This window comes from Ruegeria sp. CDSA221, from assembly GCF_059611825.1.
In genome coordinates, this window is sequence record NZ_JBXWPK010000020.1 from 1 (window position 1) to 16,285 (window position 16,285).

Annotated in this window: 15 protein-coding genes; 3 read left to right on the top strand and 12 right to left on the bottom strand. The window is 53.4% G+C overall.

The window, feature by feature from the left end; genetic code table 11:
* Nucleotides 1-194 precede the first annotated feature (194 nt).
* The 8 genes from AC2FJ5_RS20025 to AC2FJ5_RS20060 all read right to left on the bottom strand — a co-directional run bounded on the left by AC2FJ5_RS20025 (nucleotide 195) and on the right by AC2FJ5_RS20060 (nucleotide 10,288).
* A complete protein-coding gene (locus AC2FJ5_RS20025; RefSeq protein ID WP_496794395.1) occupies nucleotides 195-1,559 on the bottom strand; it encodes an aminotransferase in 1,365 nt (454 codons plus the stop codon).
* Nucleotides 1,552-3,114: a trimethylamine methyltransferase family protein gene (locus AC2FJ5_RS20030; protein WP_271952679.1), complete on the bottom strand. Its 1,563-nt coding sequence runs from the start codon at nucleotides 3,112-3,114 to the stop codon at nucleotides 1,552-1,554. The genes AC2FJ5_RS20025 and AC2FJ5_RS20030 overlap by 8 nt, the downstream gene beginning before the upstream one ends.
* A complete protein-coding gene (locus AC2FJ5_RS20035; protein ID WP_496794396.1) occupies nucleotides 3,107-4,339 on the bottom strand; it encodes an aromatic ring-hydroxylating oxygenase subunit alpha in 1,233 nt (410 codons plus the stop codon). Before AC2FJ5_RS20035 ends, AC2FJ5_RS20030 begins: the two co-directional genes overlap by 8 nt.
* Nucleotides 4,339-6,399, bottom strand: a complete 2,061-nt coding sequence (locus AC2FJ5_RS20040) for an oxidoreductase (RefSeq protein WP_496794421.1) — start codon at nucleotides 6,397-6,399, stop codon at nucleotides 4,339-4,341. Before AC2FJ5_RS20040 ends, AC2FJ5_RS20035 begins: the two co-directional genes overlap by 1 nt.
* A gap of 61 nt (nucleotides 6,400-6,460) precedes the next feature.
* Nucleotides 6,461-7,522, bottom strand: coding sequence for an extracellular solute-binding protein (locus AC2FJ5_RS20045; protein WP_281973932.1), 1,062 nt, complete (start codon nucleotides 7,520-7,522; stop codon nucleotides 6,461-6,463).
* 17 nt (nucleotides 7,523-7,539) lie between these two features.
* Nucleotides 7,540-8,637: an ABC transporter ATP-binding protein gene (locus tag AC2FJ5_RS20050; RefSeq protein ID WP_496692077.1), complete on the bottom strand. Its 1,098-nt coding sequence runs from the start codon at nucleotides 8,635-8,637 to the stop codon at nucleotides 7,540-7,542.
* Nucleotides 8,634-9,422: an ABC transporter permease gene (locus tag AC2FJ5_RS20055; RefSeq protein WP_496690593.1), complete on the bottom strand. Its 789-nt coding sequence runs from the start codon at nucleotides 9,420-9,422 to the stop codon at nucleotides 8,634-8,636. The genes AC2FJ5_RS20050 and AC2FJ5_RS20055 overlap by 4 nt, the downstream gene beginning before the upstream one ends.
* Entirely contained in the window at nucleotides 9,419-10,288 is an 870-nt protein-coding gene (locus AC2FJ5_RS20060; RefSeq protein WP_496794397.1) for an ABC transporter permease, read from the bottom strand. Before AC2FJ5_RS20060 ends, AC2FJ5_RS20055 begins: the two co-directional genes overlap by 4 nt.
* Nucleotides 10,289-10,397: 109 nt before the next feature.
* Between AC2FJ5_RS20060 and AC2FJ5_RS20065 the strand changes: the two genes are divergently transcribed.
* Complete coding sequence (locus AC2FJ5_RS20065; protein WP_271952668.1) at nucleotides 10,398-11,051, top strand: TetR family transcriptional regulator C-terminal domain-containing protein; 654 nt, start codon at nucleotides 10,398-10,400, stop codon at nucleotides 11,049-11,051.
* Nucleotides 11,052-11,497: 446 nt separating this feature from the next.
* Complete coding sequence (locus AC2FJ5_RS20070) at nucleotides 11,498-12,448, top strand: proline racemase family protein (RefSeq protein WP_496794398.1); 951 nt, start codon at nucleotides 11,498-11,500, stop codon at nucleotides 12,446-12,448.
* A gap of 709 nt (nucleotides 12,449-13,157) precedes the next feature.
* On the opposite strand, the gene AC2FJ5_RS20075 is transcribed toward AC2FJ5_RS20070, so the two are convergent.
* The 4 genes from AC2FJ5_RS20075 to AC2FJ5_RS20090 all read right to left on the bottom strand — a co-directional run bounded on the left by AC2FJ5_RS20075 (nucleotide 13,158) and on the right by AC2FJ5_RS20090 (nucleotide 14,962).
* The gene (locus tag AC2FJ5_RS20075; protein ID WP_496794399.1) at nucleotides 13,158-13,472 is read right to left on the bottom strand and encodes a monooxygenase; all 315 of its coding nucleotides are present in this window, start codon (nucleotides 13,470-13,472) and stop codon (nucleotides 13,158-13,160) included.
* A gap of 30 nt (nucleotides 13,473-13,502) precedes the next feature.
* Complete coding sequence (locus tag AC2FJ5_RS20080; RefSeq protein WP_271952662.1) at nucleotides 13,503-13,880, bottom strand: hypothetical protein; 378 nt, start codon at nucleotides 13,878-13,880, stop codon at nucleotides 13,503-13,505.
* A gap of 11 nt (nucleotides 13,881-13,891) precedes the next feature.
* Nucleotides 13,892-14,335 (bottom strand): MarR family winged helix-turn-helix transcriptional regulator, encoded by a 444-nt coding sequence (locus AC2FJ5_RS20085; protein ID WP_271952659.1) that lies wholly within the window; start codon nucleotides 14,333-14,335, stop codon nucleotides 13,892-13,894.
* A gap of 168 nt (nucleotides 14,336-14,503) precedes the next feature.
* Nucleotides 14,504-14,962: an Lrp/AsnC family transcriptional regulator gene (locus AC2FJ5_RS20090; protein ID WP_281973936.1), complete on the bottom strand. Its 459-nt coding sequence runs from the start codon at nucleotides 14,960-14,962 to the stop codon at nucleotides 14,504-14,506.
* Nucleotides 14,963-15,075: 113 nt separating this feature from the next.
* Between AC2FJ5_RS20090 and AC2FJ5_RS20095 the strand changes: the two genes are divergently transcribed.
* Nucleotides 15,076-16,281 carry a methionine gamma-lyase gene (locus tag AC2FJ5_RS20095; protein WP_496794400.1) on the top strand — a complete coding sequence of 402 codons (1,206 nt, stop codon included), beginning with the start codon at nucleotides 15,076-15,078 and terminating at the stop codon, nucleotides 16,279-16,281.
* Nucleotides 16,282-16,285 lie beyond the last annotated feature (4 nt).

A 16,285-nucleotide genomic window follows, 5' to 3' on the forward strand; every position in this document is an offset into this window, starting at 1 on the left:
ACCGTGGAAGCAAGCAGTACGAGAAAAACACTGTGACGGATCCGTAATAGATAATGCCAACCCGTAGGATACCGGCGCTGTCAAAACCTTCTTCAAAACCGCCAAGGCCGAACGGTTTTGGCGGAGATCGTGGAGCATACGACAATACGCTGAAATGGCGGCCTCCGGGCTTTCGCAACAATAGCGCAAGCAATTCATTGGCCTCTAATCCCGCTGAGCCACGCACTTGTCGCTTCAAGCCCTTTTCGCAAGACAGCAAACATTTGCTCAATTTCACTTTCGCTAATGATTAGGGGCGGTGAAAGAACACACATGTTGATCACAGGTCGAACCAATAACCCACGTTTCTGGCATTCGATATCGATCTGGCTACCAATCTCGTAGTCGCACCCCAGATCGCTCTGGGGATCACCATCGACTGAGCATTGAACGCATCCCATCAACCCCATGCCGCGCACATCGGTAACGATGTCAATCTGACCCAACTGCTGTAGCTGATCCTGAAAAATCGGAGTGACCCTTCGAACGTGTTCGAGAAGCTTTTCCCGTTCAATAATTTCCATACTTTTCAGACCAGCGGCCGCGCTGACCGGGTGACCAGAATAGGTATAACCATTAGAAAAGGTTGCATCTTTCCCCGCAACATCGGCGATCAGCCTGTCCGAGATAATCGCGGCACCCATCGGCGCATACCCAGATGTCATTCCTTTGGCGCAGGTGACTATGTCTGGCTGAATGCCAAAGACTGTTTCTGACGCAAACCAATGGCCCAATCGCCCGAAAGCCGTCACTACTTCGTCGGAAATGTATAGAACATCATACTTCTTGCAGATGTTTAGGCAACTTTCGTGATACCCTTTCGGCGGCACTATCACGCCACCAGAGGCAAGAACCGGTTCGGCGATAAAAGCAGCAACATTTTCGGGGCCAAGCGCCACAATGGCGTTTTCCAGGTCCGAAACTTTCTCTTTCAGAAAGCTCTCTTCGCTTTGACCAGGCGCACGATAAAGCGGATTCACGTCTGGCAAGAAATGTGCGAGGTCATCCGCCTTGTCGAGCCAAAGTCTGTCACGCTCTTTTCCACTGATGCTGGCCGCCAGATAAGTGCTTCCATGATAAGCTTTTTGCCGTGAAATGATTTTCTTTTTCTCGGGGCGTCCCAAGAGGTTGTTGCGGAAATGGACAAACCGGATGGCCGTATCAACCGCAGTGGAACCGCCGGTGGTAAAAAAGACATTGTTCAAATCGCCCGGCGCACGTTTAGCGATTTCGCGCGCGAACTGCGCAGTAGTCGAGTTGGAATTGTTAAAGGGCGAGAAATAGGCAAGGTTCCGAGCTTGCTCAGCCATGGCCTCGGCCATCTCCGCGCGCCCATAACCGATCTGAGTGCACCACATGCCTCCCGGTCCGTCGATCAAGCGTTCGCCTTTTTCGTTCACCACATGGATGCCGCTGGCACCTTCGATAAAAGTGCGGTCGTTTTCGCCCAATGTTGCCATCCCTTCCCACGGGTGCAGGAAGTGATCGTTATCCCATTGCTTGACGTTAGAGTTATCCACGGCGGGCCATGCTTTCTGTGCTCATCACAATTGGGAATTCTTCGCGAACCTGAGCGTCTGAGGCGCCGAAGTAGTTGGGGAAATGGCTATCAAGAATGGAATTGGCCTTGTCACGGGCGCGGTCCAGAAGATCAGTTTTGCCTTCGTTTTCCCATGTGTCCGTGCGCTCACGATCCATGAGCCGTGGGTAGACGAATTCGCTGTTCATATAGCTCAGTGTGTGCGGGTTGCCGAGAAAATGACCAGGGTCGATGGCACACTGATGGATCACATCCACCGCCATGGTTTCATCCGTGACTTCAATCCCGCGCAACGATCGCAGGATCATACCGCCCGCTTCGTCATCGATGACCATGCTTTCAAAACTGCATCCCATCAGGCTACCGATCATACCCCCGAACTCGCACAAACGATTGGCACCGGCATGAGCGGCAAGCGTGAAGGTTAGTGCCTTTTCCAACCCGTATTGCGCGTCGGGTATCTTGGCATCGGTCATGCCTGCGCCGACAGAGGTTGGAAGGCCATAAAAGTTACCCATCTGAATGGCTGCGGCCCCGATCAGAGCCTGTTCGCCACTGCCGCCGGTGAACGACCCGCTGCGCAGGTCAGTGATGAAGGGCCAGGCGGCAAAGCAGACCGGACAACCTGGTGTGATGAGGTTTACGATGGCAACGCAGGCCAGCGTTTCGGCCACGGTTTGCACCAGCGTTCCCGCAAGTGTAGCGGGGGCTGTGGCCCCGGCTTGAGGAGGCACCGCCAGATCGACCGTCAGGCCTAGCTTGGCGGTATCAATCAGGATTTCCATGTTTTCCTTGCCGACCCGCAAGGGGGAAACCATGGGGCAGCCGCCAAATATGACGCTTGGCTTTTTCATGAAAGCACCTTCGCCACCTTGAGCAAAATCAAACATGCGGATGGCATGCGGAATATGGCTGCGGTCGCGAAAGGTCAGACAGGCAGGTTTTTGGCTGCCTGCGAGCATGGCATAAATGGTGTTCATGTCATGAGCGAAATCATCAGTCACATCGGTGGCCAAAACTGTGTCGCCCAGCATATGGATGTTGTCCAAACGGTCCACCAGACGGGTGAAATCATAGACATCGCGCAGGATCGACGGGCGATAAGATTTAGTTTCGGAATCGAAGGTGGTCACGGCGGTGCCGGAGTTGGCGAAATAGACGCTCTCCGCCGAGCAATGCATGTCGTCTTTGCCTTCACGCTCTCCGCGGGCATAGACGTAAAACTCCTTAGCAGCACCAGCCAGGATGTCTTCCATCAGTGCGCGGGGGAAGCACAGCCGATTTAGATCATTCATCACCGCACCCTTGGGCAGCACCAGATCAAGTAATTCTGGGAAATGATCGGTAATGCCGGTTTTTTCCAGAACGGTCAGAGCCGCTTGATGGATGTTCTCCATATCTGTTGGGGTAAGCGGCTTATAGCGGCCGCCACTTAAACCCCCACGCACGGCCTCATTGCCCGTGGTCGCCTGTTGAACCTTTATGCGCGCGGCGCGCCCACCACCACCGCGACGGCGCGATTTTACCTCAGCCATTACCGGCCATCCTTTGTTCTGGTTCCGAGCGGATCATGGCAAAATAGAAATCGTAAAAATCCTGGATCGAGGTTTCCATTTCGCCCAAGGGCCCCGGTTGGAAGTATTGAGAATTCACACCGGACTGGTTGTGGCGAATGATGCGTTCGTCATCCAAAGATGTGACATGCCAAAGCCAGGTCAGGTCTTCCTTATCGTAGTCCTGGCCTTCTTCTGCGTCAGCGCGAACCAGCCAGACCACCTGAATGTCGGTTTCCTGCAGACCACGTGGAACAAAGCGGTAACCCACCATGTGATCCGAATAGATCAGGAACCAATTCAATGGGCCAATATCAAAGTCAGTTGCGCCACCGTCGAAGCCTTTCAGCGTTCCAAGTAATGGCGCAAGCGCCTCACCCGATTTGCTACCGGTTTTGTAACCTTGGTAAAGCGGGTAGCGTCGATAGTACCCGCTGGTGAATGGGGTGGGCGCAGCCTCGCCAACAAGCGCCAATTCATCAGGTGTCAGCCCGACTTCTAAAGCCCTTGCATTCAGCGGCTCGACCAAGCCAGCCATGTCTTGTGGCGATTTCAGGCTATGAGAGCGAGAGTATTCTTTGTGTGCTGGTCCGCAGTGGTAGCATTCAAGATAGTTCTCAACCGCCAGTTTCCAATTCGCTGGAACCGGAAATGACGCCGTATGCGCAATTTTCAAGTCGTCTAAACCATAGGGTTCGACGAGTGGCGAAAGTTGGCTGAGGACAGGATCAAGCGATGGCGTGTTTGCATCGGCACAGACAAAAATCAGGCCTTTGAAGACACTCACCTGAACGGGAAAGAGCCCGAATTTGGATGGGTCAAAGTGTTCCCCCATGTTGTGGCCTGCACGAAGTTTTCCCGATAGCTCATATGTCCAGGCGTGATACGGGCAAACAAGAACACGGGAGTTGCCGGAGTGTTCAGTGCAGACGCGAGATCCACGATGGCGACAGACGTTCAAATGAGCGCGAACTTCGCCTTCGCGGTCGCGAACAATAATGATGCTCTCCGGGCCATAGTCGAACAGGAAATAGTCTCCGGGGTTTGGGATTTGGCTGACATGCCCTGCCCAAAGCCAGTTACGGTTCCAGACCTGGGCGATGTCATAGTCATAGATGTCTTGCGAGGTATAGAATCCGCGCGGCAGAGCGTGGCCGTGCTGGTGCGAGGCTATCAAAGCATCTAACTCAAACGGTCGGCTGTTCATCACGTTTCCTCCAAATCGACTATCTCGCGGCGAAACCAATCCTTGTCTGCTTCTGCCTTTGGGCGTTCAAAATCGCGGGCCGCGCGGTGGCCTGCGAAGACAGCGTCGACGATCAGTCCCGGAGACGCGGCATCGCCTATAAGTTCGAGGGTCTTCAACCCAACCCCGCGCAAGCTGTCGTAAAGCGCTGTCTCTCGCTGGCGCTCGGTGACCAGAATTGTCGAGGCACACGGAATATCCGTTACGCGACCGGTAAAGGCACACCCGATGCGCGCGATGTCACCTTCGACCGCCGTCAGCACCTGATTGCAGCGAATGTCGATACCAAGCTCGATCAGGCGGGCCTGAATGCGAGGCTGCTCCAAAGTATATACGGCGTAAGCAGAGACCAAACTCTCCGGCGTGACAAAGACCACCGGATATCCGGCAGCTGCCAGTTTTTCTGCAATCACACCTGCCAAATAGATATGGTCATCATCATAGATCATCACCGGGCCATTCGGAGGCAATATGCCGTTCATGATATCATCAGGTGTCAGCACTCTGGCGCTTTGCTCGATATGAGGCATACGGCGCTGGGTGTTTCGCCCCATGCCATCCGTACGCCAACGGCTGCCGGTGGCGACAAAGACGTGTTCGACGCCAAGCTCTGCCACCTGATCGCCGTCAAGTCTGCTGTCGGTGAACAACTGAACGTTGCCGCGCTGTTTCAGATCATTCAGGCGATAATCGACGACGCGCGACCAGGCCGCTAGGCCGGGAAGCCTGCTTTCCTTTGCAACACGTCCACCAAATTCAGCTGAGGCTTCGGCCAAGGTCACCTGATAGCCGCGCCGTGCGATTTGCATGGCACACTCAAGACCCGCGGGTCCGCCACCGATAACCAGTGCTTCCGCCTCGCTTTTTTTCGTTGCAATGATCTCGGGGTGCCAGCCGCGACGCCATTCCTCGCCCATGGTCGGGTTTTGGGTGCAGCGGATCGGAATACCCAGATTGTCCGAAGACACGCAGATGTTGCAGCCGATGCATTCGCGAATTTCGTCGATCCTGCCTTCTTCAATCTTATTCGGTATGAACGGGTCCGCAATGGAAGGTCGCGCCGCTCCGATAAGGTCGACAATTCCCTTTTTGACCATCGACAGCATCATATCGGGGGACGTCAGGCGACCAACACCAACCACGGGTTTCCGTGTTACCTGTTTGACGTGCGACAGAAACGCGTTCTGATAGCCATCTTCTGGTTGAAAGCGAGTTGTGGCACTGTCATTGGACCAGTCGGCTACGTTCACATCCCATAGGTCAGGAAGATCGGCCAAAAGCTCGACCACGGCACGGCCTTCTTCTGAAGCCTGCATGCCGTCAGCGCCCACCATCTCATCAATGGCAAAACGGAGCGCCACAGCGCAGCTGTCACCTACAGTTTCGTGGGTGTCTTCCAGCAGTTCGCGTGTCAGGCGCACACGGTTTTCAAGCGACCCGCCATATTCATCACTACGCTGGTTCATATGCGGCAGCATGAAATGTTGCGCCAAAGTCATGTTGTGTCCGGCATAGACGTAAATGATGTCAAATCCGGCATCTTTCGCGCGCAGGGCGGCCTCGCGGTGCCAGCGGCGGAACTCGCGAATATCAGCTTTATCCATGGCCTGCGCCTGCTTGGGATGCGTCGTATCGACAGACATCTCGGAAGGTGCAAGAACCGGAGCCCGGGTCAGCAGGTTCTGCGCATGGTTGCCATTGTGCACCAGCTGGATGGCTGCCAGCGCACCATGTGCATGTACTGCATCTGTCATCAGCCGCAACGCAGGTACATCGCGTCCATCCCACAATCGCCCCTCGGCATAGGGGGACAAGTCCGAGGTCGGGTGTATCTCGGTCTCCTGATTGGAAACCACTGCCCAACCACCTTCAGCCTTCATTCCGCGGACGGCAGCATCCGCCCGTGGCCTGAGGTGTCCCAGTCCGGTGCAATGCGGCACCTGATAAAAGCGGTTTCTGGCTGTGACAGGCCCGATCTGAACCGGTTCGAAGAGCAGAGCGTATGGGTTCGCGTCCGACATAATCACGCGTTTTTCCTATATTTGGGTTCCGGAGCCCGAAGGCCCCGGAAATATGGTTGTGTTAGAATCCGGCTTTGATCCGTTCAAATTCTGCCAGCATTTTTGCCTCCAACTCGGGGTTCACCGCGTCAAAGAACAAACTGCTTTCGAAGAAGCTTTTCGGATCGGCAAAACCATAGGCTTCGATATTGGCTTGATCGGCAACTTCGAAGGCTTTTGCGTTGGAATGTGGGTAACCCCAGTTGTCGATGATGTATTGGCCGCTTGCAGGATCAGTGAGCGCGTTCAACAGATCATAGACCTGATCGACCGGTGTCGTGGAAGACTTCAGATGCACGTAGCCACACGCCCAAGTCGCGATACCTTTGTCGACGTCACGCATCATGGCGGCAGGCACTTCGTTCCAGATCAGGTTCAGTTCGGACTGGTTCCAGGCCCAACCCATTTCGATCTCACCGCTGGTCATGGCCTGATCAAACTGACCCGCATCGGACCAGTAAAAGCGCATGTTTGGGTGGATTGAGCGCAGGAAATCCGATGCTTCTTTGAACTGCTCATCGCTCAGATTTGTGTAATCATCAGCGTTTCCAGTGGCCAGCGCAGCCAGGGCATATGCAGACGACGCCGCATCCGGGATCGCGATCTTACCTGCATAGGCCGGGTCAGCCAGCAATTGCAGCGAGATATCATCCCCCGAGATTTTGTCGGTACGATAGATAAGACCCGTGTTCCCCCACTCGAACGGCAACATGTAAAGCTGGCCGTCCAGGACGATGGCGTCGACTTCCTTAATCTCAGGTAAAACATCGGCCCAATTGGTCAGCTTGCTTTCATCGAGCGGCTGGATCAGATCGGCTGCGACCCATTTCCGGACCGCGTCGGAACAAGGATGCGCCAGATCAGCCGTGAAACCCGAACTCAGTTTCGTAAAGGCTTCCTCCTGACTTCCGAAATAGGAATAGCTTGGCGCCTCATCCCCGTATTTTTCCATGTAGCTGGCAAAGAACCCGGGGTCTTCATATCCCGACCAGTCAAAAACCGTTAGATCAGCGCCACCTGCTATGGCACTTCCCGTACTTATCGCCGTCGCACATGCGAAGGCCGCAATTCCCTGAACTCTCATTTTATCCTCCCACTATTTTACTTTGTGTCTGTACCTAGATCGATCACGCTTGCCCCCTGAAGCCCCAGCCAAACTGCGTCGCCGCGTTTGAAATCGACCGTGTGAAAGTAGTTGGGAACCGAGACCGAGATTGGCTTTTCGGCTCCCGCAACCTGAATGTGATAGTGAATGTTCTCGCCATAGAAGGCGACGTTGCTGACAGTGCCTTGAACCGTTGATGGATAGTCTTCTGGCTTTTCAGCAGCGATTTCCAATTGTTCCGGGCGAATACCGATGTTCATGTCTTTAGAACTGGTCGCAACGTTGGGATTTCTCTCAATCTCAATCCGCCCGAAGGCGGCTGCATCGATCGACAACATATTGCCTGTTTCGCCTGATAATTGGGCAGGCAGTATGTTCATCTCACCGATGAAACTGGCCACTTGCTGATCACAAGGACGGGCGTAAAGCGTGGTTGGTGTATCCACCTGCTTGAGTCGTCCATTGAACATCACGCCAATACGATCGGACATGGTCATCGCCTCATATTGGTCGTGTGTGACCATCACAAAGGTAATGCCAAGGGATTGCTGCAGGTTGCGCATTTCAAATTGCATCTGTTCGCGCAGCTTCTTGTCGAGTGCTGACAAGGGCTCGTCCAGCAACAACACCTTGGGTCGCATGATAAGCGCGCGGGCAAGCGCCACCCTTTGCCGCTGCCCACCCGACAATTCACTTGCGCCGCGATCCTGAAGACCGCCCAGCTCGACCATTTCCAGGGCCTCGGCTACGCGCTGTTCGATCTCGGCCTTGGGCGCCTTGCCCCGCAAGCCATAGGCCACGTTGTTCCCGACGTTCAGGTGCGGGAAGATGGCGTAGCTCTGAAATACCATATTCGTTGGACGGTTGTTGGCAGGCACACCTTCCATATCCTGACCGTCGATCAGCACGGTACCCTCGGTCGGTTCCTGGAAGCCCGCGATCATCCGCAATACCGTGGTTTTGCCACATCCCGAGGGGCCGAGGAGTGAAAAAAACTCGCCCTCTTTGAGATCGAGATCGATCCCGCTGGCCGCCAGGAATGTGCCATAGCGCTTTTCGACGCCCCTGAGTTCTATGATGTTTCTGTCTGTCATCGGACCTCTGATGCGGATGAGCGGCGGCGGAAATACTCGGCCAGTACCAAAAGCAGAACCGAGGTGAGCAGCAGGATAGAGCCCAAGGCCAAAACGTTTGGAAGCTTGGCGGGGAAACGGATCTGGCTCCAGATATAGACCGGCAGGGTTGGCTGGTTGCCTGACAGGAAAAAGGCCAGGACGAACTCATCGAAGCTGACCGTAAAAGTGACCAGCATGCTGGCTACGATACCGGGGGAAACGACCGGCAGCGTCACGCGACGAAAGGTTTCGAACACGCCGACGCCCAGATCGTAAGATGCTTCTTCCAGCGACGCGTCGAAGTCATCGAACGCGGACTTCAAGATCGAGACGGAAAATGGCAGCGCAAGAAACGTATGGCCCAGAACAACGGTCAGCAAAGACGGCTTGAGACCGAGAAACAGAAACAGGACCAGCATTGACGAGGCCACGATAATGCCAGGTATGACCAAAGGCAGCATCACCAAACCTTCAGCAGCACGCTGACCCCGAAAACGGTATCGAACAAAGGCGCGCGCAGCGAACAGCCCCATGGCGGTTGATAGAAGTGCGACGACCGTGCCAACACCAAGCGAATTCCAAAGGGCCTGGATCAACGTATCCTGTTCGCCCAGCTTCCGATACCAGTCCAGCGTCCAGCCCTTGATCGGAAAGGCAACGATTGTACCGCTGTTGAACGAGAACAAAGGTAGGAAAAGAACCGGCAGGTACAGAAAAACCAAATACAGAAAAGCATAGGCTGTCAGGGTCGAGGGACGCTTCATCTGATCCTCCTCCCAAGCTGGGTGGCGGTAATGACAAACACGATGGCGACGAACCCGACCGACAGCATCGCGATCAGCGAAAGTGTGGCACCGAGAGGCCAGTTGTTGGCGGCCCCGAACTGCACCTGAATAAGATTGGCAATCATCTTCCCGTCCGATCCGCCGACCAGCGCTGGGGTCACGTAGTCACCGACAGTCGGAATGAAGATGATCAGGCAAGCTGCAATGATCCCTGGGATGGTCAACGGCAGCGTCACCCGCATGAAGCGTTGCAAAGGACTGTTGCCGAGGTCGGTGGCGGCCTCCAACAGGCTTGGATCGATCTTCTGCAACGAGACATAGATCGGCAGGATCGCAAAAGGTGCCCAGGCATGGGCAAGCGTCAGTACGACAGCGAATTCATTGTAGAGTAAGAAGTCGAGCGGTTCGTCGATCAGACCAAGCATCAGCAGTGCAGAATTCATCACCCCGTTGAACCCAAGGATGAGTTTCCAGGCAAATACGCGCAGGAGGTAGCTGGACCAGAACGGAATGGTGATGAGCAGAAGCCAGATGGTCTTTTTCCGGGCCTTCATCGCGATGAAGTACGCGATGGGATAGGCCAGTGCGGCAGTGACTACCGTAACTGCTCCGGCGATCCAGATCGACCGCAACATCAGGTGACGGACCAGCGGATCAGCAAACGCGTCGCTATAGTTTTTCAGCGTCGGTGTCTTGTCGAGCGTTACGTAGGTTTGGGTCCAGAACGAATAGGCGATCAGGATCACCAAAGGCGCCGCCACCAGAAACCCCACGTATGCCGTGGCTGGTGCGCTGAGGGTATAACCCCGGGACGCTTCGCTACGAAAAATCACCCTATCTCCCATCTCGGTACTTACGAGTCTCTAATGGACGATCGTCCATTTAATGTTGCGCCAGAAAGGCCTTTCGTGTCAATCTTCCTGTGAGCCACCCATATGAGAAGACCCTAAGCTGATGGAATCATTGAATAGAGTGACAGAGCCTAAAGGAAGAAAACGTAGCTCGAAGCGCGATCCAGAAGCCAACAGGCAGCTTCTGATCAAGGCGACACTGGATACTATTGCTGATATTGGAGTCACCGATACCTCGGTCAGTCGCATTTGCGAGCGCTCAGGTCTGTCGCGCGGAATGATCCATTTGCATTTCGGGGGGAAGGACAATTTGCTGACCGCAGCGGCCCAGCATTTCAGTACCGAGTATTATGCCGAGATGGACAGAATGACCGAACTGGGCTCGGATGCATCGCCCGAAGAGCGAGTGATGGCTGTGATCGAGGCGGATCTATCCGAAGCTTTGCTCAATCCACGAAGTACGAAAATCTGGCATGCATTCCGAGGCATCGCGAGCTCACACCCAGGTATTGCCCGATACAGCAGCACTCAGGATCCCAAACTTGTCGAGACATTGCGGCGTGCGTTCACGGAGATAGCCCAACAAAACGGACATGATCCGAACTTGGTGAATGATGCCACCAGCGGAACGTTGGCCTTACTGGAAGGAATGTGGGTAAATTACCTTACCGATATGCAGGTTTTTTCGCGACGACGCTCTGCTGAACTTATTCGAAGATTTTTAGGCGGACTTTTTCCAGGAAAATTCAAGTTGTGAGCCTTCACGACGCTCAGGTTTGAGATGGAAACAATGCCTCTTCCTGGAAAGCAACTACTGGTATTGGTGAGGCCTCTAGCGTCCAAGTAGCATCCACCTAGCTATTGAAAAATCTCGACGTCCGCTGTGCGCTATTAGCGGACTTTCACAATTAAGCTTTGTAGTCCGAGATGCGCAACAAAGTGGGGTTTTGCAGCATTATTGACGTCGTGGTGTGGCTACGCACCCGTTGGTCCAATCTTCAAGCTGGTCGGGAAAAGCATCGACTGACTTCGCTCGGCGCCTGCGATAAATCTCGACATACATGCCTCCAGCCTTTGCCGAAAAGCATACATCATCCAGAGTTTTCACACAGACTCAGTCCAATACACCATCAGCTGAAAGCAAGCATGGATGTTTGCAGCCAGAAGCTACAAGGTAGCACACGATATCCAGGACGCCGAACAATGCCTAATAAACACCAGGGACAAACGGGTGCGATAGATGTAGATCTCGCTGGAGATATTCTTCGAGTGGCAGTTTCTGGTCTTCCTAAACTAGTTTCTAGGAACGCGGCTGGCGCCTTGCTGGAGCTTCGTTCGGATCATGAACAGTTTCGGGGTTTTTTGAACCTCCCACCAAATGGAAACCACCTCATCAACTCTTGCCTACTCTATCCACCCTTTGAGCAAGGTACCGATGGGGCACTTTTTCTAGCCTCTCAGTTTGCATACGCACCATATGCCGGAACCGCACTCATGGCTGCAGCCACCATAATTGCGAGCGCGAAGCGTCAAGCATTAGCCAAAGATCAACAAGTTGTTGCTTTGGAAACAGCAAATGGTGTCATGGAAGTACAAGTAACCCGAACAGGTAGCGTTATGACACATGCCAAGTGGTTTACTGTCAAGCCCAAGCTATTGATTAATAATCAAATATTGAATCTTCCTCTAAATGGAAACATTCCAGTTTCTCTAGTCGATGCCGGGTTGCCGTATTTGGTTGTCGATGCAGACTATCTAGGTATTTCGCTTAGTGAGCGCCAAAAATTGACCAACGCTGCAATTGAGTTAAGCGGGGCGGCTAGTAAACAATACCCGATGTCTAATTTTGGCATTGGCGGCAGCTACGGTAAATACTTGGTCATGTTCAGTTCGAAATCAGGGAAGAACCATATTAAAACTGTCTGGTCCTCTGAAAAGGGAGAACTGGCAAATTCGGCTGGGGGGACAGGCGCATTGTCTGTTGTGGTGGCGTGCGAGGGCAACGGGTCACTATCTCCCGGCAGGTCCGTGACAATCGAAGCACCGGGCGGGATTTTTGAATGCCAAGTTGTCGGTCAATTCGCCACTGTATCAGCAGAAGTTAGGATCGTTGCAAGGCATAGCTTTCCTTCTTTTCACTACGCTAATCCGTAAGGCAGCTTTTTAAATTGGGTGTTTGGGTGCAGAACCCTAACAAACCGAGCAACTGAATTCCATTCTGCCAGAACCCGTTGTGGCGCCTTAATTGCAACCCAGTGCCTGGTAGGGCCACTGAAAGCTTCGGACATTGCCGACGAGAGTATTGGGCCGACCCCCGACGAATATTCGGAAAGGCCTTCTGCGGGCAAGTTTTTCGCCCATCTTCACTAAAATCTGGTTTTTTTAGCTCAATCAGCCCAAATCGGACATTGGTCGTGGCAGTAAAGAACGACAGGAGTACACTAAAGGCACCAAAATCAGCGTGCTTTCTTGATCTTTATTTTGTCAAGCTTCGCTCTGCTCTTGGTCGATTCCTCAGAGCGCGTGAGAGCTTTGGCAATGGCCTTCAAGCCCATCCCCTTTGACACCAGTAGGTGCAATTTTTGAATTTCCTCTTGTGTCCAAGCTTGACGGTGACGCTCAAATCGTTCTGCCATGGTTTTCGTCTACCTTATCAATGTGTCTGATCTGTCATAAAGCAAGGTGGTCGTGTTGACGCCAGCTCAAGCAAAATCACGAGTATCTTAGTGAAGAAGCGGTGATACCAAACGCTACAAATGACAGACCCAGCCCAAAGCGGACAATCAAGACCAAACTTTGCAATTCCGGATAGCGGACCGAACCGGACATCAACGTTGAGCGTGCCAATGTCCGTTATTGCTCGTCAGCCTTCAAGTGGGGCTCTGTTGATGCGACTGACCTCCTCCATAATGTCGAAAACATGGTCGGCGGTCACTGTGATCCCTATCGCTTCCAGGCGCTTCAGATGCATACTTTTATAGCTTTCCAGATATTCGCGGTTCCGAAACAGGTATGTGGACCCATAGTGATTGGTTCCATTTTCGACAGTCCAAATCTTCCAGATTATTCCCGGCTCCTCCGCGATACTCTTTGCAAGTTGCTCGGTGCCGGCGAGAAATTCTTCTGTGATCGGACCTTCATAGGTCATATGCAGATCCCAGACTTTCAGTGTACTCATGTTTAGTTTCCTTTGTGAGTTTGGGAAAGTTCAGCGGTTTTTCCCGAGTTGGTAGAAGCATAGGACCGCAAGCAAGGCGAAGAAGATGGGGTCAGACCAGCCAAACCCGGTGAAAACTCCTGTCAGGCAGGCGTAAAGCGTGATGATGACGCCAAGTAGATTGGTCCACATCAATCCTGTGAGAAGGGCGATTGCAGCTTCACTGCCATGTTCTACGTCCCGAAACAGGAAGCTGATGATCCCGATGCCGCCCAGAAATATCGAGTTATGCTGTGACAGGAACACAGCGTATTGGTCGTTTAATTGCAGGCCGTAGTTTGGCCAGAGGATGGCCGGGGCAAAGAACAGCGCGAGCGCGAACAACATGTAAATCACGCCATGCACGGTCAGGAGTGTTTTGTTAGGCATGTTACGACTTTCTAAGGTTGAGGCAGTTTTTTTCGGAGTTGGTTGAGTGTCTTGATCGTCTGGCGTTTGTCCTGCACGCTGAGATCACCAAAAATCTGTTCCAGAGCTTGATTGTGGAGTGGCAGGAATTCGGCCACTTTTTGGCGCCCGGCTGCGGTCAATAACAGAACACGCGCCCGTCTGTCGGTTTCATCGACACTCTTTTCCACCCATCCGGCTTGAACCAGGTTTTTGACAACCACATCCAGGTTGCCGGATGTAGACAGTGTCAGCCGCATCAGATCGTTGATTGACAGCGGACCCTTGTTGCTAAGTGTTTCCAGCGCGTCCCATTGTGGCGCTGTAAGGCCCGCCGAACGAAACGCAGACACCATAGCGCGCATGAATAATTGCTGACTGCGTAGCAGGGCCAGCACCAGGGTTTGGTTTTCTCGGGCTTGATTTTTATGTCTCATGTTGCGCATTTATCCCTAGTTAGGGATAAATTCAAGTACTCCCCATAGAATGACCTAATCCACTCATTCGTTCGATGTGCAGCATTTGTTGGAATGACGCATAAAGCGAGCTTTCGCTGCATCTGCGCTAATGTCCGCAATCATTTCATCTCAGTTCAACAAGCAACGTTACTCTGTCACTGGAAATACATTTGTCTTCTTGACAACTCCGTAGACAAAGCTGCTGTCCATGGAGGCAATACCTCCAAGAGGATGCAACTTTCTGCGAACGAATTTTTCGTAATCTGACAGATCAGCCACGACCACACGAAGCAGGTAATCCGATGAGCCGGTCATAACGAAACACTCCAGTACCTGGTCAATCCGCGCAATGGCTGCTTCGAATTTCTTTACTGTCGCTTCAGTATGGCTTTCCAGTTTGACGTGAACGAATACCGTTACCGGCAACCCGTAGGCCTCGGCGTCTATGTTGGCGCTATAGCCGGTGATGATTCCATTTTGCTCGAGCAGCTTCAGCCGCCTCAGACAGGGCGAAGGTGACAAGTTCACCTCTGCTGCCAAGTCTTGATTCGTCATTCGACCATTGCGCTGCAACGCTCGAATGATCTGTTGGTCTTTACGGTCTATTTTTTTCATAGTTTAGCATATACTGCTACAAACGAGGTAGTATAAGACATTTTTGGAATATTTTGCCACTCGTGTCGTCATACTCTGCTTCTTGAAAACCAAGGAGTCACCCAATGCGCAACCGCCCCGACAGCTTCTCCACTCTTGCCATTCACCATGGCTATAACCCGATGGAAAACGAAGGAGCGTTGACGCCTCCGCTGCATCTGACCTCGACATTCGCTTTCGAAACCGCGGAAGCAGGCGGTGCGATGTTCGCGGGCGAGCAGGCAGGGCATGTTTATTCGCGCATCTCGAACCCGACTTGCGATTTGCTGGAGCAACGCATCGCGGTGCTTGAGGGGGCAGAGGCAGGATTGGCCCTGGCCTCGGGGATGGGGGCGATCACTGCAACGATGTGGACTCTTCTTGCCCCGGGGGATGAGGTCATTCTCGACAAGACGCTCTATGGCTGCACATTTTCCTTCATGCGGCACGGGCTGGCAAAATTCGGTGTGACAGTGACCCATGTGGATCTGACGGAGCCGGAAAACCTGATAGAGGCGATCAGCGGAAAAACCAAGGTGGTCTATTTTGAAACACCCGCCAATCCGAATATGCGCCTTGTAGATATCCAGTCTGTATCAGCCATTGCCCATGCCAACGGCGCCTACGTGGTGGTGGATAATACCTATGCCACGCCCTATCTGACCCAGCCAATCAAACATGGCGCAGATATCGTTCTGCACTCGGCGACGAAATATCTAGGCGGTCACGGAGATGTTGTTGCAGGGTTGCTGGCCGGATCGGCCGAGCTGGTGACTGAAATCCGCCTCTATGGGATGAAGGATATGACCGGCGCGGTCATGGCCCCGTTTAACGCGATGCTCATACTGCGCGGCCTCAAGACACTGGAATTGCGCATGGATCGGCATTGCAGCAGCGCTGCGACCATCGCCGAATATCTGGAGCAATCCGCCGGTGTGCGAAAGGTCTGGTATCCGGGACTGAGCAGTTTCGAACAGCATGATGTCGCGCAGCGGCAGATGTCCAAATTCGGCGGCATGATTGCATTTGAACTGGATGGCGGTCTGGAAGCAGGGCGCGCGATGATGAACAGACTGCAAATGATCACCCGCGCCGTATCATTGGGAGATGCTGAAACACTGGTGCAGCACCCGGCCAGCATGACCCATTCGACCTATACGCCTGAAGAACGCGCCGCACACGGCATCAGCGATGGGCTGGTGCGATTGTCCATTGGCCTGGAGGGGATCGACGACGTGATCCACGATCTCGAACAAGCCTTGCCAAGACCCCCTGTCCGCAGCGCAGCTTAAGGAA

Excerpts from the sequence above, each read along its gene's own strand:
- AC2FJ5_RS20030 (WP_271952679.1), bottom strand. The coding sequence starts at position 3,114 with ATGGCTGAGGTAAAATCGCGCCGTCGCGGTGGTGGTGGGCGCGCCGCG.
- AC2FJ5_RS20035 (WP_496794396.1), bottom strand. The coding sequence starts at position 4,339 with ATGAACAGCCGACCGTTTGAGTTAGATGCTTTGATAGCCTCGCACCAG.
- AC2FJ5_RS20040 (WP_496794421.1), bottom strand. The coding sequence starts at position 6,399 with ATGTCGGACGCGAACCCATACGCTCTGCTCTTCGAACCGGTTCAGATC.
- AC2FJ5_RS20045 (WP_281973932.1), bottom strand. The coding sequence starts at position 7,522 with ATGAGAGTTCAGGGAATTGCGGCCTTCGCATGTGCGACGGCGATAAGT.
- AC2FJ5_RS20050 (WP_496692077.1), bottom strand. The coding sequence starts at position 8,637 with ATGACAGACAGAAACATCATAGAACTCAGGGGCGTCGAAAAGCGCTAT.
- AC2FJ5_RS20055 (WP_496690593.1), bottom strand. The coding sequence starts at position 9,422 with ATGAAGCGTCCCTCGACCCTGACAGCCTATGCTTTTCTGTATTTGGTT.
- AC2FJ5_RS20060 (WP_496794397.1), bottom strand. The coding sequence starts at position 10,288 with ATGGGAGATAGGGTGATTTTTCGTAGCGAAGCGTCCCGGGGTTATACC.
- AC2FJ5_RS20065 (WP_271952668.1), top strand. The coding sequence starts at position 10,398 with ATGGAATCATTGAATAGAGTGACAGAGCCTAAAGGAAGAAAACGTAGC.
- AC2FJ5_RS20070 (WP_496794398.1), top strand. The coding sequence starts at position 11,498 with ATGCCTAATAAACACCAGGGACAAACGGGTGCGATAGATGTAGATCTC.
- AC2FJ5_RS20075 (WP_496794399.1), bottom strand. The coding sequence starts at position 13,472 with ATGAGTACACTGAAAGTCTGGGATCTGCATATGACCTATGAAGGTCCG.
- AC2FJ5_RS20080 (WP_271952662.1), bottom strand. The coding sequence starts at position 13,880 with ATGCCTAACAAAACACTCCTGACCGTGCATGGCGTGATTTACATGTTG.
- AC2FJ5_RS20085 (WP_271952659.1), bottom strand. The coding sequence starts at position 14,335 with ATGAGACATAAAAATCAAGCCCGAGAAAACCAAACCCTGGTGCTGGCC.
- AC2FJ5_RS20095 (WP_496794400.1), top strand. The coding sequence starts at position 15,076 with ATGCGCAACCGCCCCGACAGCTTCTCCACTCTTGCCATTCACCATGGC.